A 16,798-nucleotide genomic window follows, 5' to 3' on the forward strand; every position below is an offset into this window, starting at 1 on the left:
GGGCCCGCTGTGGGCGGTCGGTCCGGCGGATGTGTACCTCGCCGAATCAGGGGAATCCGACGAGAGCGCTCGGGTCTCCCCCCCCCCGAACCCGGGCAGGACCGGCTCCGCCCGCGGCCCATCCCCCGTGGCCGCGGCGGGGCGGTTCCACCGCCGTCGAGTACAGGGGCGGTCCGTACTGGTGGTGCGGGGGCGCGGCTCAGCCGTGCAGCCGTACCGGTACTTCCTGCCAGCCGAAGGCGATGAACGACGGCACCTGGCGCAGCTCGTCCGCCACTACGGCGAGCCGGGCGTCCGGGAAGCGGTCGAAGAACGCGGGCAACGCGGTCAGGGCCTCCACGCGGGCGAGCGGAGCCCCGATGCAGCGGTGCACGCCGATGCCGAACGACAGGTGGTCGTCGGCGCCGCGGGCCGCGTCGAAGTCGTCCGCGTCCGGGCCGTAGTGCGCGGGGTCGAGCCCCGCCGCGGCGAACGTCGTGATGATGGCGTCCCCGGCCGGGACGGTGATCTCGCCGACGGTGAGGTCACTCACCGCGAACCGCAACGGCAGCGAGGCGATGGAGGGGTGGACACGCAGGGTCTCGTCGACGACAGCGTCCCAGCCGATCTTCCCGGCGCGTACCTCCGCCAACTGCTCGGGGCGCCGGAGCAGTGCGACGATCGCGTTGCCTATGAGGTTGACCGTCGTCTCGAAGCCCGCGCCGATCACCAGCAGCAGGGTGTAGAGGAGTTCCTCGTCGCTGAGCCGGTCGCCGTCCTCGTCGCGGACCCGGATCAGTTCGGTGGTGAGGTCGTCGCCGGGGTGCTCGCTGCGGTGGGCGATCAGCGCGGGCAGCACCGTACCGATCTGCCGCTGCACGGACGCCGCGTGCTCCGGGGACGGGTCCGAGGTGTCCATGATGGCCGCGATCAGCCGACCCGTGTCGTCCACCAACTCGTCGGGCACACCGAATAGTTCGCAGATGATCCGCATCGGCAGCGGACGGGCGAACGCCGCCCTGACGTCGACCACTTCGGCATCGTCGGCCGCCATCGCGTCGAGCAGTTCCACGGTGATCGTCTCGACCCGGGTCCGCATCGCCTCGGTACGCCGGTGCGTGAAGCTGGGCGCGACGAGTTTGCGCAGGCGGGCGTGGTCGGTGCCGTAGGTGGAGAGCATGTTGATGACGCCGATCCAGCCCAACACCCAGCCCCAGGAGGGGTGTTCGCCCATCTCCGACCACAGGTTCCAGTGCAGCCGGGGGTCCTTGCTGACCTGCGGGTCGAGGATCAGTTCCTTGAGGGTGTCGTAGCCGGTGGGGGCCCAGGCGGGGATGCCGCCGGGCAGCTCGACGGGCACGATCGGGCCGAGGGCACGCAACGTGGCGCTCTCGGCGGCCATGTCGGCGCCGAACGGGTCGAGGGCGATGCGGTCGGACACGGTCACGACAGGTCTCCTGGCTGGTCGGGGGAGTGGGGGCTGAACCGCACGGGCAGGGACGTCAGCGAGCGATGGAAGGGACCGGGACGCCAGGTCAACTCCGCACGCGGTACGACGGGTTCGAGGTCCGGCAGCCACAGGGTGAGCCGCTCGATCGCCTCCGTCGCGATCAGCAGCGTGTGCTGCTTGACCGGGCAGGCGTGCGGGCCCGCCGACCACGACAGGTGCGAGGCGTCCTTGGGATGCCGGCCGGTGACGACCTCCTGCTCGGCGAAGTGCGCGAGCGCGCCGTACGAGACGACGACCGGGATCGCGGGCCTGATCCACGCGCCGTGGAACGTCACGGGCGAACGGGCGTAGTGGATGCCGTAGTTGGCGAGCGGGGTCTCGTGGTGCAGGACCTCCACCACGGCGTCCATGACCGGCCGGGCGCCGCTGGTCAGTGTGGAGTAGTAGACCGAGGTGCCGAGGATGCGGGACAGGGCGTTGGACACCAGGTTCGCGGTCGGCTCGTGGCCCGCGCCGAGCGTGAGGAACACCTGCCAGGTGACCTCCTCCGGGGTGAGTCCGGCCGGATGGTCGAGCAGCCAGCTCGGGAGATCGTCGCCGCGCGACTCGGCCTTGGCGGCGATGAGTTCGAGGACGTAACCGCCGAACTCGGCCTCGCCCTCGGCCGCTTGGGCCCCGCCCTCCATCATCTTGCCCAGCGCCCGGTCCAGCCGCTCGCTCTGGCTGTCGGGCAGCCCGAACAGGCTGTTGAACACCAGCGCCATCAGCGGCCTGGCGAACTCGCCCACCAGATCGGCCTGTCCGCGCGGCCCGATCCGGCTGACCAGCACATGCACCGCCCGATGGACCCGGGTGCGCAGGTCGTGCGGCTCGATGCGCTCGAAGGCGTCGATCAGCGAGGCGCGGTAGCGGACGTGCTCGGTGCCGTCCGAGAACAGCGAGTTGGGCCGCCAGCGCATCATCCCGAGGACCGGTGAGTCCTCGGCGACCGTCGACTCCCACGGCCGGGGATCGTGCGAGAACGTGCCGGTGTCGCGCAGCAGCTCCAGCGCGGCCTGCCGCTCGGTGACGACGTACGCAGGTACGCCCGGGGCGAGTTCGGCCCAGCCGACCGGTCCCTGGGCGCGCAGGGCGGCGTAGTAGCCGTAGGGATCCAGCGCGAAGCCGTCCTCCCACAGTCGGACGGGTCGCGTGGGGCCGACGGGGGAAGTGGTGGTCACCGGTGCTCCGGAGGGTCGCGGTCGATCAGATGCTGGACCAGGGCGAGCAGCGCGTCGAGGGACGAGTCCGCGTCCCGGGCGTCACAGGTCACCAGCGGCGTGCCGGGCTCCAAGTCCAGTGCGGCGCGCAGTTGTTGCTCGGTGTGGTGCCGGGGCGCGTCCGGGAAGGTGTTGAAGGCGACGGCGTACGGCAGGCCGCTCTCCTCCACCAGCGCGAGCACGTCGAACGAGGCGTCGATGCGGCGGCTGTCGACCAGGACAAGCGCTCCGAGCGCGCCGTACGCGATGTCCTCCCACAGAGCCCGGAACCGCTCCTGCCCGGGCGTGCCGAACAGGTACAGCACGATCCCGCCCGGCAGGCTGATCCGGCCGAAGTCGATCGCGACGGTCGTTGTCGACTTCTCCCGCACCCCGTCGAGGTCGTCCACCGCGACGGACGCCTCGCTGAGCCGCTCCTCGGTGTGCAGCGGCCGGATCTCCGACACGGAGTCGATGAGCGTCGTCTTGCCCACCCCGAAGGGGCCCGCGATCAGGATCTTGACCAACTCGCGGGCGGTGTCCGGCAGATGGACACCGCCGGTCGTGCCGCCGCTAGTGGTGCTTGAGGGCGCGTAGGCCATCTGCGACTCTCTTCAGCAGGTCGGGATCGAAGCGTTCGGCGGGCGGGATCGGGGCGCGGGCGAGCACCAGGCTCCGGTCGAGCAGACCGGCGGCCAGGACCCGCACCGCGGACACGGGCAGCTCCAGCAGGGCCGCCGCCTCCAGCACCGTCAGTGAACCGCCGTACAGGGCGTCCAGCAGGGCGAGTTGAGCCGCGGGCAGGTCGGCCGGGGCGGGCTCGCCGCTGCCGCTGAGCACCGTCAGCCGCTCCAGATGCGAACGGCTGGGCCGGGCCACACCGCCGGTCGACAGATACGCGGGAACCAGAGGACGGCCGCCGCGGCGGCCCGTCATGCCGGTGCGCCGCCGTCAACTCCCCGCGGGGCGGCGGCCATCGCCTTCTCACCCAGCCGCGCCACCTGCGAGTGCACCCGGTGCGCCAGCAGATCCAGCCGCACCTCGGTGTCCCCGTAGGCCGCCACACAAGTCCCGTGATCCGTGGGGACGATGAGCACATAGCCGTGGTCCGACTCGATGACCACCTGCCGAATCTCGGCCCCCTCCCGGTCGGCGAACGCCGCCGCGGCGGTACGGCACGCCCCCTGCACCGTGCTGGTGATCGCGGCGACCCGTTCGCCCGAGGCCTGGGACAGCGCGTCGGTGTACCCCCGCACCAGCCCGTCCCGGGTCAACAGCACCGCCGCCACCACATGCGGCACCTCCAGGATCGGATCGAGCGCCCATGCCGTGTCGCCCCCATCGCGGCTGATCATCTAGCCGCTCCCCCTTCGTAGTCGGTCTGATGCGTCTCGTGCGCTGTCACTGCTTCGGCCGCCGCGGCCCGCTCTCCTACGGCGGTTCCGGCGTCGTCGTTCGCGGCGCGCGCGGCGGCGGTGCCGGACTGGAGGGCGCCGAGCGCGGCGGCGGCCTGCTCCGGGCTGCGCTCCGGCTGGTGTGTCTCGCGGGCGTGCGGGGTGGCCGGTGCGACCGGTGCGGTGGCCGCGGTCCGGCGACGCCGTCGGGGCAGGCCGCCCGCATCGGGTACGGCCTGATGCCCGGCCGCGTCGACTCCGGCCTGTTCGTCGCGCTCCGAGCCGTAGGAATGGGACGGTGCGGGGGCGGGCGTGCGGGTGGGTGCGGGGGCCCGGCGGGTAGAGCGCGGGGCGCCGGCCGCGGGCGGCTGCCGCTCGGGGTCGATGCGGCTGAGGAGATGGCTGTCGATGCGCAGGACCGCGCGGACACCGCCGTACGGGGAGGGCGAGGACACGTCGACGCTCAGGTCGAACTGCCTGGTCAGACGGCCGATCGCGGCGAACCCCATGCGCGGCGGGTCGCCCAGGTCGGTGAGCAGGATCGGGTCGGAACCGGCCACCATGCGCCGGGCGTGGTCGCGTTCGTCCTGGGTCATGCCGAGCCCCGCGTCGTCGACGGTGACGCAGGCGCCGTGGTGCACGTGTTCGAGGTTGACCACGACGTCGGTGTCCGGGGCGGAGTGCCGCAGCGCGTTGTCGATGAGTTCGGCGACGATGACGGCGACCGGTTCCACGGCGTGCGAGACGAGCGCGGTACCGGCTTCGAGGTGGTTGTGCACCCGCACCCGGTGGTACCCGGCGAGCCGGGCCTGCCCGCCGGTGACCGCCTCGACGAGGTGCGACTCCTCACGCGCGAGCCCGACCCACGCCCCGCACACCACGGCCGCGACCTGCGCACGGCGCAGCGACTGCTCGTTCTCGTGGTCCAGCATGAACAGGGTCTGCGCCAACTCTGGTTCGTCGTACCGCTGTTGGAGCGAGCGCAGGGCATCCTGCAGCCGGTACAGCGCGGCCTGGATCTCCCGGGTCGCCCCGCGCATGCCGGCCTGTGCGGCGGCGTCGATGCGGGTGCGCTGCGCGACGAGTTCCGAACGCGCCGCGTTCAGCACGCTTTCGAGGGCGATCCCGAGGGGCGAGCCGATGAACTGCGGCTGCCCAGGCCCCGGAACGGCGACCCGCGGATGCGTCAGCTGCCGGGCGGCGGCCGGAATCCGCTGCACCGCGAGATGCTCGACCTCGGCCGCCAACGCCGCCTGAACACCGTCCAGTCGGTCCCGTAGCGCGGTTATCTCCGCACGCTGCAGGGCACGTTGACGCCGCGACCGCAGCAGCCCGGCACCGAGCGCCAGCGCGGACAGCGTGCCGGCGGCGAGCGCACCGGCCACCATGTCCGGTAATTCGGTCATCGAATCGAGTCCAAGCGAAGTCGGGCAGGGCTGAGTTGGGGCCCTTGAGGCTGAGTTCCGGTCCCTCAGGCGGGGCGCCCGCAGCACAGTACACACCGTCATCGACCGCTCTCGCACGGTGTAACAGGACTTCCCTTCGAAACTGACCGGCCTCTGTTTGCTTCTGTGGCAAGTGTCTGAAATGGCCTGTGGGAAAGGAGAGTTGAGTGAATGTCTCTATGCCGGGTCGGAACGAGAGCGTGAATCGATCGTCATCACAAATGATTCAGCGGCAAAACCTTGTCTCCTCGCCCCTTTCGGTCATATGGTCCGGACATTCCGTCGTCGACGCCACCGAGGTACCCCATGGACCGCACCCGCCTGCAGGACCTCCTCGCCCGTGAGAGCGCCGACGCCGAGCGGCTCAACCCGCTGTCGAAGGCTGCCTACGCGCGTGCCGAGCATCTCTTCGGGCGGGTGCCGATGACCTGGATGAACAAGACGGCCGGAGCCTTTCCGCGCTACCTCGACACCGCCCGGGGCGCCCGGGTCACCGACATCGACGGTCACGAGTACATCGACTTCAGCCTCGGTGACACCGGAGCGATGGCCGGGCACTCGCCGGCCGTCGTCGCAGAGGCGGTGCGGCGGCGGTTCGCGGAACAGGGCGGTGCCACGGCGATGCTGCCGACGGAGGACGCCGAGTGGGTCGGCGCGGAGCTCACGCGCCGGTTCGGGCCCGCCCGGTGGAGCTTCGCGCTGACCGCGACGGACGCCAACCGTTGGGCGATCCGGCTCGCCCGGGCCGTCACCGGCCGTTCCAAGATCCTGGTGAACAGTTACAGCTACCACGGCAGCGTCGACGAGTCGCTCATCGTCGTCGGACCGGACGGCCACGGCACCGCCCGCCCAGGCAACGTCGGCGCCCCCTGCGATGTCACGCTCACCAGCCGTGTGGCCGAGTTCAACGATCCGGCCCAGCTGGAACGGGAGTTGGCGCACGGCGACGTCGCCGCCGTCCTCATGGAACCCGCGCTCACGAACATCGGCATCGTGCTGCCCGAGCCCGGCTACCTGGCCGCCGTCCGCGAACTGACCAGGAAATACGGCACGTTGCTCATCAACGACGAGACCCACACGTTCTCCGCGGGCCCGGGCGGCTGCACCGCGGCCTGGGATCTCGAACCCGACATGCTCACCATCGGCAAGGCGATCGGCGGGGGCATCCCGGCCGGTGCCTACGGCCTCTCCGTCGAACTCGCCGACCGGTTGCTCGGCCGCGCGGATCTCGACCTGATCGACATGGGCGGCGTCGGCGGCACCCTCGCGGGCAACGCGCTGTCCGTCGCCGCGATGCGCGCCACGCTCGAACACGTCCTGACCGACGAGGCGTTCGCCCACATGGCCAAGCTGTCCGAACGCTTCGCGGCCGGCGTGCAGCAGGGCATCGACGCCCACGCCCTGCCCTGGACGGTGAGCCGCCTCGGCGCCCGCAGCGAGTACCGCTTCGCCTCCCCGGCGCCGCGCACCGGCACCGAGTCCGAAGCCGCCGGGGACCCGGAGTTGGAGGACTTCCTGCACCTCTACCTAGCCAACCGGGGCATCCTGCTCACCCCGTTCCACAGCATGGCGCTGATGTGCCCCGACACCACCGAGCAGGACGTGGACACCCACACCCGGGTCTTCGCCGACGCACTCGCCGAACTGGCCTACTGACACAAGGAGTTGGGGACAAGCACGTGGACGACATCGACCGGGCCATCCTGCGCGAGCTGCAGACCGACGGACGTATCGCGTACGCCGACCTCGGACCGAAGGTCGGGCTGTCCGCGTCCGCCGCCCGACAGCGGCTCCAACGCCTCTTGGATTCCAAGGCGGTTCAGGTCGTCGGGGTGACGGACCCGATGGCCATGGGCGGGCAGGCCATGGCCATGCTCGGCATCGAGGTGGACGGCGACCCGCGTGCCGTAGCCGACCAACTCGCCCTGCGCGACGAGGTGGTGTACTCCGTGCTCACCTCCGGCGGCTTCGATCTGTTCGCCGAGGTGGTCACCCCGGGACCACGGGACCTGCTCGACTTCGTCAACGACGTGGTGCGGCCGATCGAAGGGGTGCGGAGTGTCCGGTCGTTCCCGTACTTCGGCATCCACACGCACCGGTTCCTGTGGGACGTGGGCTGACGCGCGCCCAAGAAGCTCAAGATGCCGGAGTGATCGCACAGGCGTCTAATGGGGATGTCGGAAATGTCACCCGGCGGAAAAGGCCGAGGCCATGGCGCCCACGGAATCCAGCGCAGGGGACGGCCGGACGGCTGCCAAGGGGATGCTGAGGTGTCTGGGGGAGTGGTGTGCCCGGCACTTCGTCATCGTCATCGTCGCCTGGCTCGTCGCTCTCGCCGCGCTCCAGGTCCTCAACAGGTCCTTCGGGGGCGACTATTCGGACGACTTCTCGCTGTCCGGTGTGCAGTCCCAGCACGGTCTGCAGGTCCTCAAGGAGCACGACCCGGCGGCCGGGGGCTACAGCAGCCAGATCGTCCTGCACGACAAGGACAAGCAGCTCACCTCCCTGAACTCGCAGATGTCCGAGACCGTCGGCGACCTGCAGAAACTCCCGCACGTCCTGTCGGTGCAGAACCCGCTGCCACAGCCCGGAACGCAGCCACCGGCGTCCACCGGCCCGAACGTCGGCCCCCTCTCCTCCGACGCGAGGACCGCGTACATCACCATCCGTTTCGACATCCAGCCGTCCACTCTGGGCGACGGCTACCTCCACGGCGTCGACACCTCCGTGAAGCCGCTGCGTGCCGCCGGCGCCCAGGTCGAGTACGGCGGACCGCTCGGCGAGCTGGCCCGGCCCGCCGCCAACGACCGGATCAGCGAACTCATCGGGTTCGCCGTGGCGATCGTCGTCCTGCTGATCGGCTTCGGCAGCGTGGTCGCCGCCGCGATGCCCCTGGTGACCGCGCTGATCAGCGTGATCGGGGGACTCGCGTGCCTGGGACTGCTGGCGACGGCCTTCACCTTCGCGACGGTGTCACCGACCCTCGCGACGATGATCGGCATCGGGGTCGGCATCGACTACGCCCTGTTTCTGATCACCCGGCACCGGCAGAACCTCATGAACGGCTCCGACCCTGTGAGCGCCGCCGGACAGGCCACGGCGACCAGCGGCCGGGCGGTGCTCGTCTCGGGCTGCACGGTGATCATCGCGCTGGCCGGACTGTTCGTGTCCGGCGTGCCCTTCATCGGCAAACTTGGGCTCGCCGCCGCCGTGACGGTCGTATCGGCGGTCATCGGCGCGCTCACGCTCGTCCCCGCCCTGCTCGGGCTCCTCGGCAAGCGGATCGACCGCTACCGGGTACGCCGCCCGGTCGCCGAGACCGACGCCGCGCCGGGCACCGAACCCACGGGCACCTGGCACCGGTACGCGCAGCGCGTGGAACACCGGCCGTGGACGTTCCTCGCGGCGGGTGTCGCGGCCGTCGTCGTCCTCGCGATCCCGGTCTTCTCCCTCCAGCTCGGCCACATCGGCGACGGCGCGGACCCCACCTCGTTCACGGACCGCCGCGCCTTCGACCTGATGACCGACGCCTTCGGGCCCGGCTCCAACGGCCCGCTCACCATCGTCATCGACCAGACGGGCGTCCCGACCTCCCAGCGCTCGGACCTCTCCAGCCAGGCCCAGAAGACCCTCGACGGGGTGCAGGGCGCCGCCAAGGTCACCCCGCTGACGACCACCAAGGACGGTGACGTCCTCGTCGGCACCGTCTACTCCAAGCAGTCCCCGCAGAGCGCCGACACCACCGACCTCACCAACCGTCTGGTCCACAACACGCTGCCCGACGCGGTCTCCGGCACCACCGCCAAGGGCTACGTCACCGGCACCACAGCAGCACAGGTCGACTTCCGCGACATCGTGTCGAGCCGGCTGCCCCTGATCATCGGCGTGGTGGTCGCGCTGGCCTTCATGATCATCCTCGCCGTCTTCCGCGGCCTCCTCGTCGCCCTCAAGGCCGCCGTCCTCAACGTGCTCTCCATCGCGGCCTCCTACGGCGTCGTCGTCGCCGTCTTCCAGTGGGGCTGGGGCGGCCCCGCGCTGGGCGTCTCCGGCAAGGTCCCCATCGAGAGCTACGTCCCGATGATGATGTTCGCGATCATCTTCGGCCTGAGCATGGACTACGAGATCTTCCTGCTCTCCCGCGTCCACGAGGCCTGGCTGCGGACCGGCGACGCCGAGGCCTCGGTCGCCCACGCCCTGGAGATCACCGCGCGCGTCATCACCTGCGCCGCGCTGATCATGGTCAGCGTCTTCGCTGCCTTCGTCGTCAGCGACAACATCGTGGTCAAGATGCTCGGCCTCGGCCTCGCCGTCAGCGTGCTCATCGACGCCACGGTCGTACGGCTGCTGATGGTGCCCGCGGTCATGACCCTGCTGGGCCGGCACGCCTGGTGGACACCCCGTTTCCTGGACCGGATCCTGCCGCACATCGACGCGGAGGGCGACCACGAGCAGCAGGCGTGAGCCTCAACTCCCGTACGGCGTCCGGGGTGTGCGTCTTCATCAGCTGACCGGTCGGGCCCGGGGCGTGAGCACCAGCATCGTCACATCGTCCCGGATCTCCGGGGAGTACCGCAGGAGGTCGGCCCACACCCGCTCGGCCATCAAGGCCGGTTCCCCGTCGCCGAGTTGGGCGAGCCGCTCGGTGAAGGGGTAGAAGGCGCCGCCCGTGTCCCGTGCCTCCCACACCCCGTCGGAGGCGAGGAACAGCCGGTCGTCGGGCCGCAGTTGGAGGCTCACCCCGCTCAGCGGACCGGCGTCGGAGAGCCCGAGGCCGAGTGGCGTCCACGCCTCGACGTCGATCTCCGTGACCCGGCCCGCGCGGAGCAGCACGGGAGAGGGATGCCCGCAGGCCACGATCCGCACCGCGTCCGCGTCCGCCGTGAACTCCAGCAGCACCGCCGTGGCGAACAGCTCCGCGTGCGCCGACCGCGCCGAGTCCACCACCAGCCGCCGGTCCAGCCGCGCCGCGACCGCCTCCAGGTCCGGCAGATCGAGCACCGCCTCCCGGAACGCCCCCAGCAGGGACGCCACCGTCGCGACGGCCGACAGCCCGTGCCCCTGCACATCGCCCATGACCGCCCGCACGCCGTACGGCCCGTCCCGCACGTCGAAGAAGTCCCCGCCGACCAGCGTCCCGCGCTGGGCCGCCCGATACAGCCCCACGCACCCCACCGGCCCCACCCGCTCCGGCAACGGCGGCACGACGGCCCGCTGCGCCGCCTCGGCCACTGTCCGCTCCAGATCCAGCTGGGCATCACGGCGACTGCGCACGAAGGACACGAACACGCTCAGCACCGCGACGAACAGGACCGTCAGCAGATCGGTCTGACCGGGATCGTTGAGATGGAACGCGGGGACGGTGAGCAGCCCGATCGTGGCCCCGCCCATCAGCGCGGTCGCGAGCGGCCCGTACGACAGACCCGCCAGCGGCGGAATGGCGCCCAGCAGAAAGCCGATGTCGATCGAGTGCGGGCTGACCAGCGTCGCCACGCCCACGCCCACGACCAGGGCCCCCGGCAGCACTCGCACCCACCGCGGCGCCGGCGCGCCCCGAAGCCACCCCCGCCGGGCCGGCTCCCGGACCCGGCGGAACGACGGCACGCGCACCTTTCCCACACCACCACGCTCCTACGGCGGGACCGGCCCCGCACGCCGAGCGCCTAGAACGGCGTGAGCGTCAGCCGTATCCCCGTGGGCGCCGTGTCCTGGACGTACGACGCGAAGTCCGCCACGTCGTCGAAGGCGAAGCCGTACGCCTTGCCGTCGGCGGTCGCCGCGTGGATCGCCTTCGCGTAGTGGTTCGTGAGGTCGGTGGCGTAGAAGCTCGATGCGTCGATGGTCGGCTGGGCGGGGTTCGACAGGAGCGTCGAGCGGTTGAAACCGGCGCCGAGGACGGCCGCGACCGGGCCCGTGGTGCCGTCGTTCGGGGCGGCCAGGTTGCCGTCGCAGAACAGCACGTCCCGGGTCGACGGTTTGGCGAACGAGACCGAGGCCGGGCCGGTGAAGGTGAACTGGCCGGCGCGCACCCGCCCGGTGAAGGCGCCCGCGTTCGTGGTGACGGTGAGGTCCTTGCCGGTGTACGTGCTCCACACCTGGTCGATGTACGGCGCGAAGTAGTCCGCGGCGAACAGGCCCGCGTCCAGCCCGTGCCCCGGCGCGATCACCCGCGTGTCGCCCACGACCAGCGGGGCGAACGCCTCGACCTTCCGTACCGCGTCGAAGACCGACGCCCGGCCGCCGTCGCGCAGGGTGCCCGTCGTCTGGTCCTGCGCACCGGTCAGCCGGATGCTCAGGGGCACGCTGAACATGTCGACCATCGTCGTGTTGCAGAACATGCCTGACGCGTTGTGCGTGAACTCGGCGCAGTCGTGCAGGACTTCGTAGTTGGGGTCGGACGTCACCCACCCGGCCGGGTACTGCAACGCGGGGTCGCCGTTGCCGTCCGCCACGGCCTTGAACCTGAGCTTCGCGCCGAGCGAGACATAGATGCGGCCCGAAAGGTACGGGAGCGAAATGGTCGTCTCCGCACCGGAGTCGAGGGTGATCGCGTAGTCGGTGAAACCGTCGGCACCGTTGTCGGAGAGCGCGATCGGCGCGATCGTCCCGTCGGGAGTGACCCGCACCTGCTTGCCGTCCACGTTTCCCACGACGTAGACGTGCACGTCGGCGTTGTCGAACGAGCCGCTGTTGTTGACCAGCGTCAGCGGGAGGGCGCCCGCCTGATCGGCTCTGGTCTCCGTGGACTTGGTGTCCGCGAGGGCGTGCGGTGCGAGCGCCGCGACGGCTGGGGCGGCCACCGCCGCACCGGCGAGGGTGAAGAGGAGCTTGCGGCGGCCGAGCGTGCGCTGGTGACGGGGAGTCATGTGGGGGACCTCCGGGCGAGTCGGACTGTTCGGAGCGACGGTGCCGACGCATTGAGAGCGCTCTCACAGCGAGCGCCGACACCGCCGCCGAGGCCCGATGTTACGCACGGCCAGGGGTTGAGCCAACGGTTCTGCGGGAAGTCGCCACCGTGCTGACCTGCACAGACGTGGCGGGATGGGTGGCTTAACCCGCACTTAAGGATCACTTAAGCGCCCGGCGAAGCGTTCACCCGTACTTCACCACCCGTACCCGGGAGCCTCTTCCCTCCCATCGCGCGGCCTCCTAGCCTCACGACGCCCCCTGTCACTTCGGCCCCATGTGCCTTCCTGTATCTCTCCCCATGTCCCTTCCCCGAAAGGCGACTTGACGCATGCGTCACCAACTCCTGGGCACGGCAAGACGGTTCGGCGTCGGAGTCGCGGCCGTGGCGGTCACGACCGCGCTCGCCGCGGCTGCCCCTTTCCCCGCCCCCGCCGCGGTGAGCGGCCCGTCCGAGCGGCCGTCCGCGCTCGTCGACCCGCTGATCGGCTCCTCCAACGGCGGCAACACCTACCCGGGCGCCACCCTCCCGTACGGCATGATCGCCTGGTCCCCGACCAGCACCACCGGCGACCAGACCAGCACGGGCGCCGCCAACGGGTACGAGTACGGCGCGACCCGCATCCGCGGCCTGAGCCTCACCCACGTCAACGGCGCCGGTTGCAACCCGGGCGCGGCGGGCGACGTACCGATCATGCCGTTCGTCGGCGACGTCACCTCGTCCCCCTCGGCCGACACCAAGGACGCCGTGTACGCGTCCAACTTCTCGCACGCCGACGAGAAGGCCACCCCCGGCCGCTACACCCTCGGCCTCGCCTCCGGCGCCACCGCCGACCTCGCCGTCAGCAAGCGCGCCGGAGTCGCCGACTTCACCTTCCCCGCCGACCGCCCGGCGAGCCTGCTCTTCCGCGTCTCCAACTCCCTCAACGGCAGCCAGGATGCGCACATCGACATCGACACCGTCCACCAGAAGGTGACCGGGTGGGTGTACACCGGCGCCTTCTGCGGTCGCCGCGCCAACGGCGGCGTCAACAACCGCAAGAGCTACTACAAGCTCTACTTCAGCGCCTCCTTCGACCGCGCCTTCTCCTCCGTCGGCACCTGGCACGACAGCACCGTGTCACCCGGGTCGACGACCGCCTCCGGAGGCGAGGGCTACGCCACCGGTGCCGACCGCGCGGGACGCGGTTCCGGCGGCTGGGTCGGCTTCGACACCACCTCTGACAACGATGTCCGCATGCGGATCGGCATCTCCTACGTCAGCCTCGGGGGAGCCGAGTCCAACCTGCGCCAGGAGATCGCACCGCACGCGCGCGTGGCCGACGTCGCCGAAGCCGGTGCCCGCGCGTGGGACCGCGAACTGAGCACCGTACGCGTCGACGGCGGCACCCCCGCCCGCCGCCAGACCTTCTACACGGCGCTGTACCACGCCCTCATGCAGCCCAACCTGATCAGTGACGAGGACGGCCGCTACTGGGGCATGGACCAGGCCGTGCACCGACTCGCTCGCGGGCAGCGGGCGCAGTACAGCAACTTCTCCGGTTGGGACCAGTACCGAGCCCAGATCCAACTCCTCGCCCTCCTCAAGCCCACCGTCGCGGGCGACTTCGCCCAATCGCTCTACAACTTCTCGAAACAGAACGGAGGGATCTGGGACCGCTGGGTGCACATCAGCGGCGCCACCCACGTCATGACCGGCGACCCCACCGCCGCGACCCTGGCCACCTTCTACGCCATGGGCGTCCGCAACTTCGACTACAAGGGCGCCTTCGACTCCCTCGTCCACCAGGCCACCGTCCCCAACCCGGACGAACTCTCGGACGCCGGCTGCCCCGGCCAGTGCGTGGGCCAACGCCCCAATCTCGCCCAGTACACGACCTCCCACTACGCAGCCCAGGACGCCTGCCACTGCTGGGGCGGCGCCGCCGAGACCCTGGAGGACGCCGTCGCGGACTCCGCCCTCGGACAGTGGGCGAAACTGCTCGGCCGTACCGCCGAGGCGAAGACCTTCACCGAACGCGGCGCCTACTGGCGCAACGCCTTCAACCCCGCCACCGGCTACATCCAGGCCCGCAACCTCGACGGCTCCTGGGTGGGCCCGTTCAACCCGGCGAGCGATCTCGGCTTCGCACAGGGCTCGGCCGCCGCGTACGTCTGGATGGTCCCCCAGGACGTACAGGGCCTGGCCGAGGCGATGGGCGGCCGTGAGACGGCGGCGACCCGGCTCGACGGCTTCTTCCACACCGCCGACGGCGCCTGGTCGGTCCGCGGCGGCGACGCGCTGCGCTACGACCCGACCAACGAACCCGACATCCACGCGCCCTGGCTCTACGACTCCCTCGGACAACCCTGGAAGACCCAGGCGACGGTCCGCCAGATCCTCGACACGGCCTACGGCACCGGCCCCAAGGGCCTACCCGGCAACGACGACCTCGGCACCATGTCCGCCTGGTACGTCCTCTCCGCCCTCGGGATCTATCCCCGCACCCCGGGCAGCGCCGACCTGCTGCTCGGCGCACCGCTCTTCCCGAAGGCGGTCGTCGACCGGCCCGGCCGCACGGACATCGTCATCACCGCACCCGACGCCGACGACACCCACCAGTACGTCGACGCCGTACGCCTCGACGGCCGTGACCTCACGCGCGCGTGGACCTGCGCGGGCCTGACGCTCAAGGGCGGCAGGCTGGACTTCCGGCTCTCCACCGAACCGAACACGAGCTGGGGGACCGACCCGGGACAACTGCCGAAGTGATGCGCATCGGGTGACGCACACCAGGTGACGCACACCGGCCCGGCGGAGTCCCGCTCCGCCGGGCCGGCCCGAAAATACGGTGGACGGCCGGGAGATCAACCGCCTACCGTGTGCCTGCACGCCCTGAGACCAGCGGAAGGAGGCGAGTGCCATGAGGTTCACAACACCCCAGCGCTCCCTCCCCGTTGACCCGGCGTGCCTCGCCTGACCTGACCGGGAGCGCTCCACGCAGCACCCCTCCCGGAGGAAACCCCATGACCGATCTGGTCATTCGCACGCTCGACGAGAGCGACGCCCACCTTTTCGACACCCTTCCCGACGCCCTCGGCGCCCGAGCCCAACACCGCCTGACGACCTGGCGGCCCGACCGGCAGCGGGTGGCCCTCCGCGACGGCACGGTCGTCGCACGCGCCGCCTGGTGGGGCGGCCCGAACGACACCGAACCCCTCGCCGTCGACTGCTTCGACCTGATCGAGGGCGAGGAGGAGGCCGGGGCCGAACTCCTGCGCAGCGCACCCTGGCGCGTCGACGTGGAACTGAACCTCCCCGCCGGCTGGCGCGACAACCCCGAGAACCGCGCGGCGGCCGAGGCACGCTTCACCGCCCTGCGCGCGGCCGGTTACGACCTCCTGGTCGAGCGTTTCATCTACCGATGGACCCCGGAGTGCGGCCTCCCCGAACGCCCCGGCCGCCTGGTCTTCGCCCCCGAACCGGACGACGCTGTGTTCTTCGACGCCCTGCGCCGCATCCACTCCGTCACCCTCGACGCCCACGCCCAACGGGCCATCCGGGAAGGGGGAGTTGACAAGGCCGCGCAGGAGGAGATCGACTTCTTCCGCTGGTGCCCGTCCCCGCGCGAGTGGTGGCAGATCGCCCGCACCCCCGAGGGAGACCTCGCGGGCGTCCACATTCCGGCCCACAACCCGTCGGGCCCCTGCATCGGCTTCATCGGAGTCGTACCGGAACAGCGCGGCCACGGCTACGCCCGCGACCTGCTGGCCGAGTGCACCCACTTCCTCGTAGAGCGCGGCGCCGAGTTCATCGCCGCGGCGACGGACCAGGGCAACTTCCCGATGGCCGCGCACTTCGCGAAGGTCGGCTATCCGGTCATCCGTGAGCGGGCCAGCTTCCATTTCGTCGAGTAGGCGAGTAGGCGCGTCGATTCGTAGATCCGTAGGGCCATAAGGCGGTCGGCCCGGGCTGTCATCAGTTCCGGGCCGACTGTCAGTGCCGGGTGCCATGCTGGCGGCAGGTCGATCTACGGCGGGATGGAGGCGGGCATGGGGTTCGTCGGCGAGGTGTGGCAGGTGCGCAGGGGCGAGGAGTCGGTCGGGGAGATCCTGATCGACGACGCCGACTTCCCGTGGCTGTCGGGCAAGTTCACCGCCGGTCCGGGGTTCGGTGACGTAGAGGAACTGTTCGCGCGGGAACTGGCCTTGACGAAGGCGGACGACGACGGGCACTGGGCACGGTGGGAGGAGGCCTACGACGAGATCAGCCGACAGGTGACGCTGACCTGTCCGGACGGGCCCGTGCCCGAGTTCCTGCTGCACATCGAGGGAGAGCGGGCCTGGTTCCGGTGGAGCGACGAGCCGTTCGACGAGGACGAGGAGCCGCCCGGTGGCGAGTGACCAGGC

The 16,798-nt window shown here is 70.8% G+C and carries 14 protein-coding genes; 6 read left to right on the top strand and 8 right to left on the bottom strand.

Features of this window, described 5'->3' with window-relative positions:
* Positions 1–199 precede the first annotated feature (199 nt).
* Genes OG226_RS47120 through OG226_RS47145 form a run of 6 tightly spaced genes read right to left on the bottom strand, consistent with a single transcriptional unit; the run spans position 200 to position 5,467 of the window.
* Complete coding sequence (locus tag OG226_RS47120) at positions 200–1,426, bottom strand: cytochrome P450 family protein (RefSeq protein ID WP_328685661.1); 1,227 nt, start codon at positions 1,424–1,426, stop codon at positions 200–202.
* Positions 1,423–2,649 (bottom strand): cytochrome P450, encoded by a 1,227-nt coding sequence (locus tag OG226_RS47125; protein WP_328685662.1) that lies wholly within the window; start codon positions 2,647–2,649, stop codon positions 1,423–1,425. Before OG226_RS47125 ends, OG226_RS47120 begins: the two co-directional genes overlap by 4 nt.
* On the bottom strand, positions 2,646–3,269 hold the full coding sequence (locus OG226_RS47130) for a GTP-binding protein (RefSeq protein ID WP_328685663.1): 624 nt from the start codon (positions 3,267–3,269) through the stop codon (positions 2,646–2,648). Before OG226_RS47130 ends, OG226_RS47125 begins: the two co-directional genes overlap by 4 nt.
* A complete protein-coding gene (locus OG226_RS47135) occupies positions 3,241–3,603 on the bottom strand; it encodes a DUF742 domain-containing protein (RefSeq protein WP_328685664.1) in 363 nt (120 codons plus the stop codon). The genes OG226_RS47130 and OG226_RS47135 overlap by 29 nt, the downstream gene beginning before the upstream one ends.
* Entirely contained in the window at positions 3,600–4,022 is a 423-nt protein-coding gene (locus tag OG226_RS47140) for a roadblock/LC7 domain-containing protein (RefSeq protein ID WP_328685665.1), read from the bottom strand. Before OG226_RS47140 ends, OG226_RS47135 begins: the two co-directional genes overlap by 4 nt.
* Positions 4,019–5,467 carry an ATP-binding protein gene (locus tag OG226_RS47145; RefSeq protein ID WP_328685666.1) on the bottom strand — a complete coding sequence of 483 codons (1,449 nt, stop codon included), beginning with the start codon at positions 5,465–5,467 and terminating at the stop codon, positions 4,019–4,021. Before OG226_RS47145 ends, OG226_RS47140 begins: the two co-directional genes overlap by 4 nt.
* A 345-nt stretch (positions 5,468–5,812) precedes the next feature.
* Here OG226_RS47145 and OG226_RS47150 point away from each other — a divergent pair, with 345 nt between their 5' ends.
* The 3 genes from OG226_RS47150 to OG226_RS47160 all read left to right on the top strand — a co-directional run bounded on the left by OG226_RS47150 (position 5,813) and on the right by OG226_RS47160 (position 9,967).
* Entirely contained in the window at positions 5,813–7,162 is a 1,350-nt protein-coding gene (locus OG226_RS47150; RefSeq protein ID WP_328685667.1) for a transaminase, read from the top strand.
* Between the two features lie 23 nt (positions 7,163–7,185).
* Positions 7,186–7,626, top strand: coding sequence for an Lrp/AsnC family transcriptional regulator (locus OG226_RS47155; RefSeq protein ID WP_019056942.1), 441 nt, complete (start codon positions 7,186–7,188; stop codon positions 7,624–7,626).
* Positions 7,627–7,717: 91 nt separating this feature from the next.
* Entirely contained in the window at positions 7,718–9,967 is a 2,250-nt protein-coding gene (locus OG226_RS47160) for an MMPL family transporter (protein WP_329352673.1), read from the top strand.
* A gap of 39 nt (positions 9,968–10,006) precedes the next feature.
* Here the strand turns inward: OG226_RS47160 and OG226_RS47165 are convergent, their stop codons facing one another.
* Positions 10,007–11,122 (bottom strand): PP2C family protein-serine/threonine phosphatase, encoded by a 1,116-nt coding sequence (locus OG226_RS47165; protein WP_443066964.1) that lies wholly within the window; start codon positions 11,120–11,122, stop codon positions 10,007–10,009.
* Positions 11,123–11,166: 44 nt separating this feature from the next.
* Positions 11,167–12,369 (bottom strand): beta-1,3-glucanase family protein, encoded by a 1,203-nt coding sequence (locus OG226_RS47170; RefSeq protein ID WP_329352675.1) that lies wholly within the window; start codon positions 12,367–12,369, stop codon positions 11,167–11,169.
* 371 nt (positions 12,370–12,740) lie between these two features.
* Here OG226_RS47170 and OG226_RS47175 point away from each other — a divergent pair, with 371 nt between their 5' ends.
* The 3 genes from OG226_RS47175 to OG226_RS47185 all read left to right on the top strand — a co-directional run bounded on the left by OG226_RS47175 (position 12,741) and on the right by OG226_RS47185 (position 16,792).
* The gene (locus OG226_RS47175) at positions 12,741–15,161 is read left to right on the top strand and encodes a GH92 family glycosyl hydrolase (RefSeq protein ID WP_329352676.1); all 2,421 of its coding nucleotides are present in this window, start codon (positions 12,741–12,743) and stop codon (positions 15,159–15,161) included.
* 254 nt (positions 15,162–15,415) lie between these two features.
* On the top strand, positions 15,416–16,306 hold the full coding sequence (locus tag OG226_RS47180) for a GNAT family N-acetyltransferase (RefSeq protein WP_329352677.1): 891 nt from the start codon (positions 15,416–15,418) through the stop codon (positions 16,304–16,306).
* Between the two features lie 135 nt (positions 16,307–16,441).
* The gene (locus tag OG226_RS47185; protein ID WP_329352678.1) at positions 16,442–16,792 is read left to right on the top strand and encodes a hypothetical protein; all 351 of its coding nucleotides are present in this window, start codon (positions 16,442–16,444) and stop codon (positions 16,790–16,792) included.
* Positions 16,793–16,798 lie beyond the last annotated feature (6 nt).

This window comes from Streptomyces sp. NBC_01261 (genome assembly GCF_036226385.1).
In the GTDB taxonomy this organism is placed as follows: domain Bacteria; phylum Actinomycetota; class Actinomycetes; order Streptomycetales; family Streptomycetaceae; genus Streptomyces.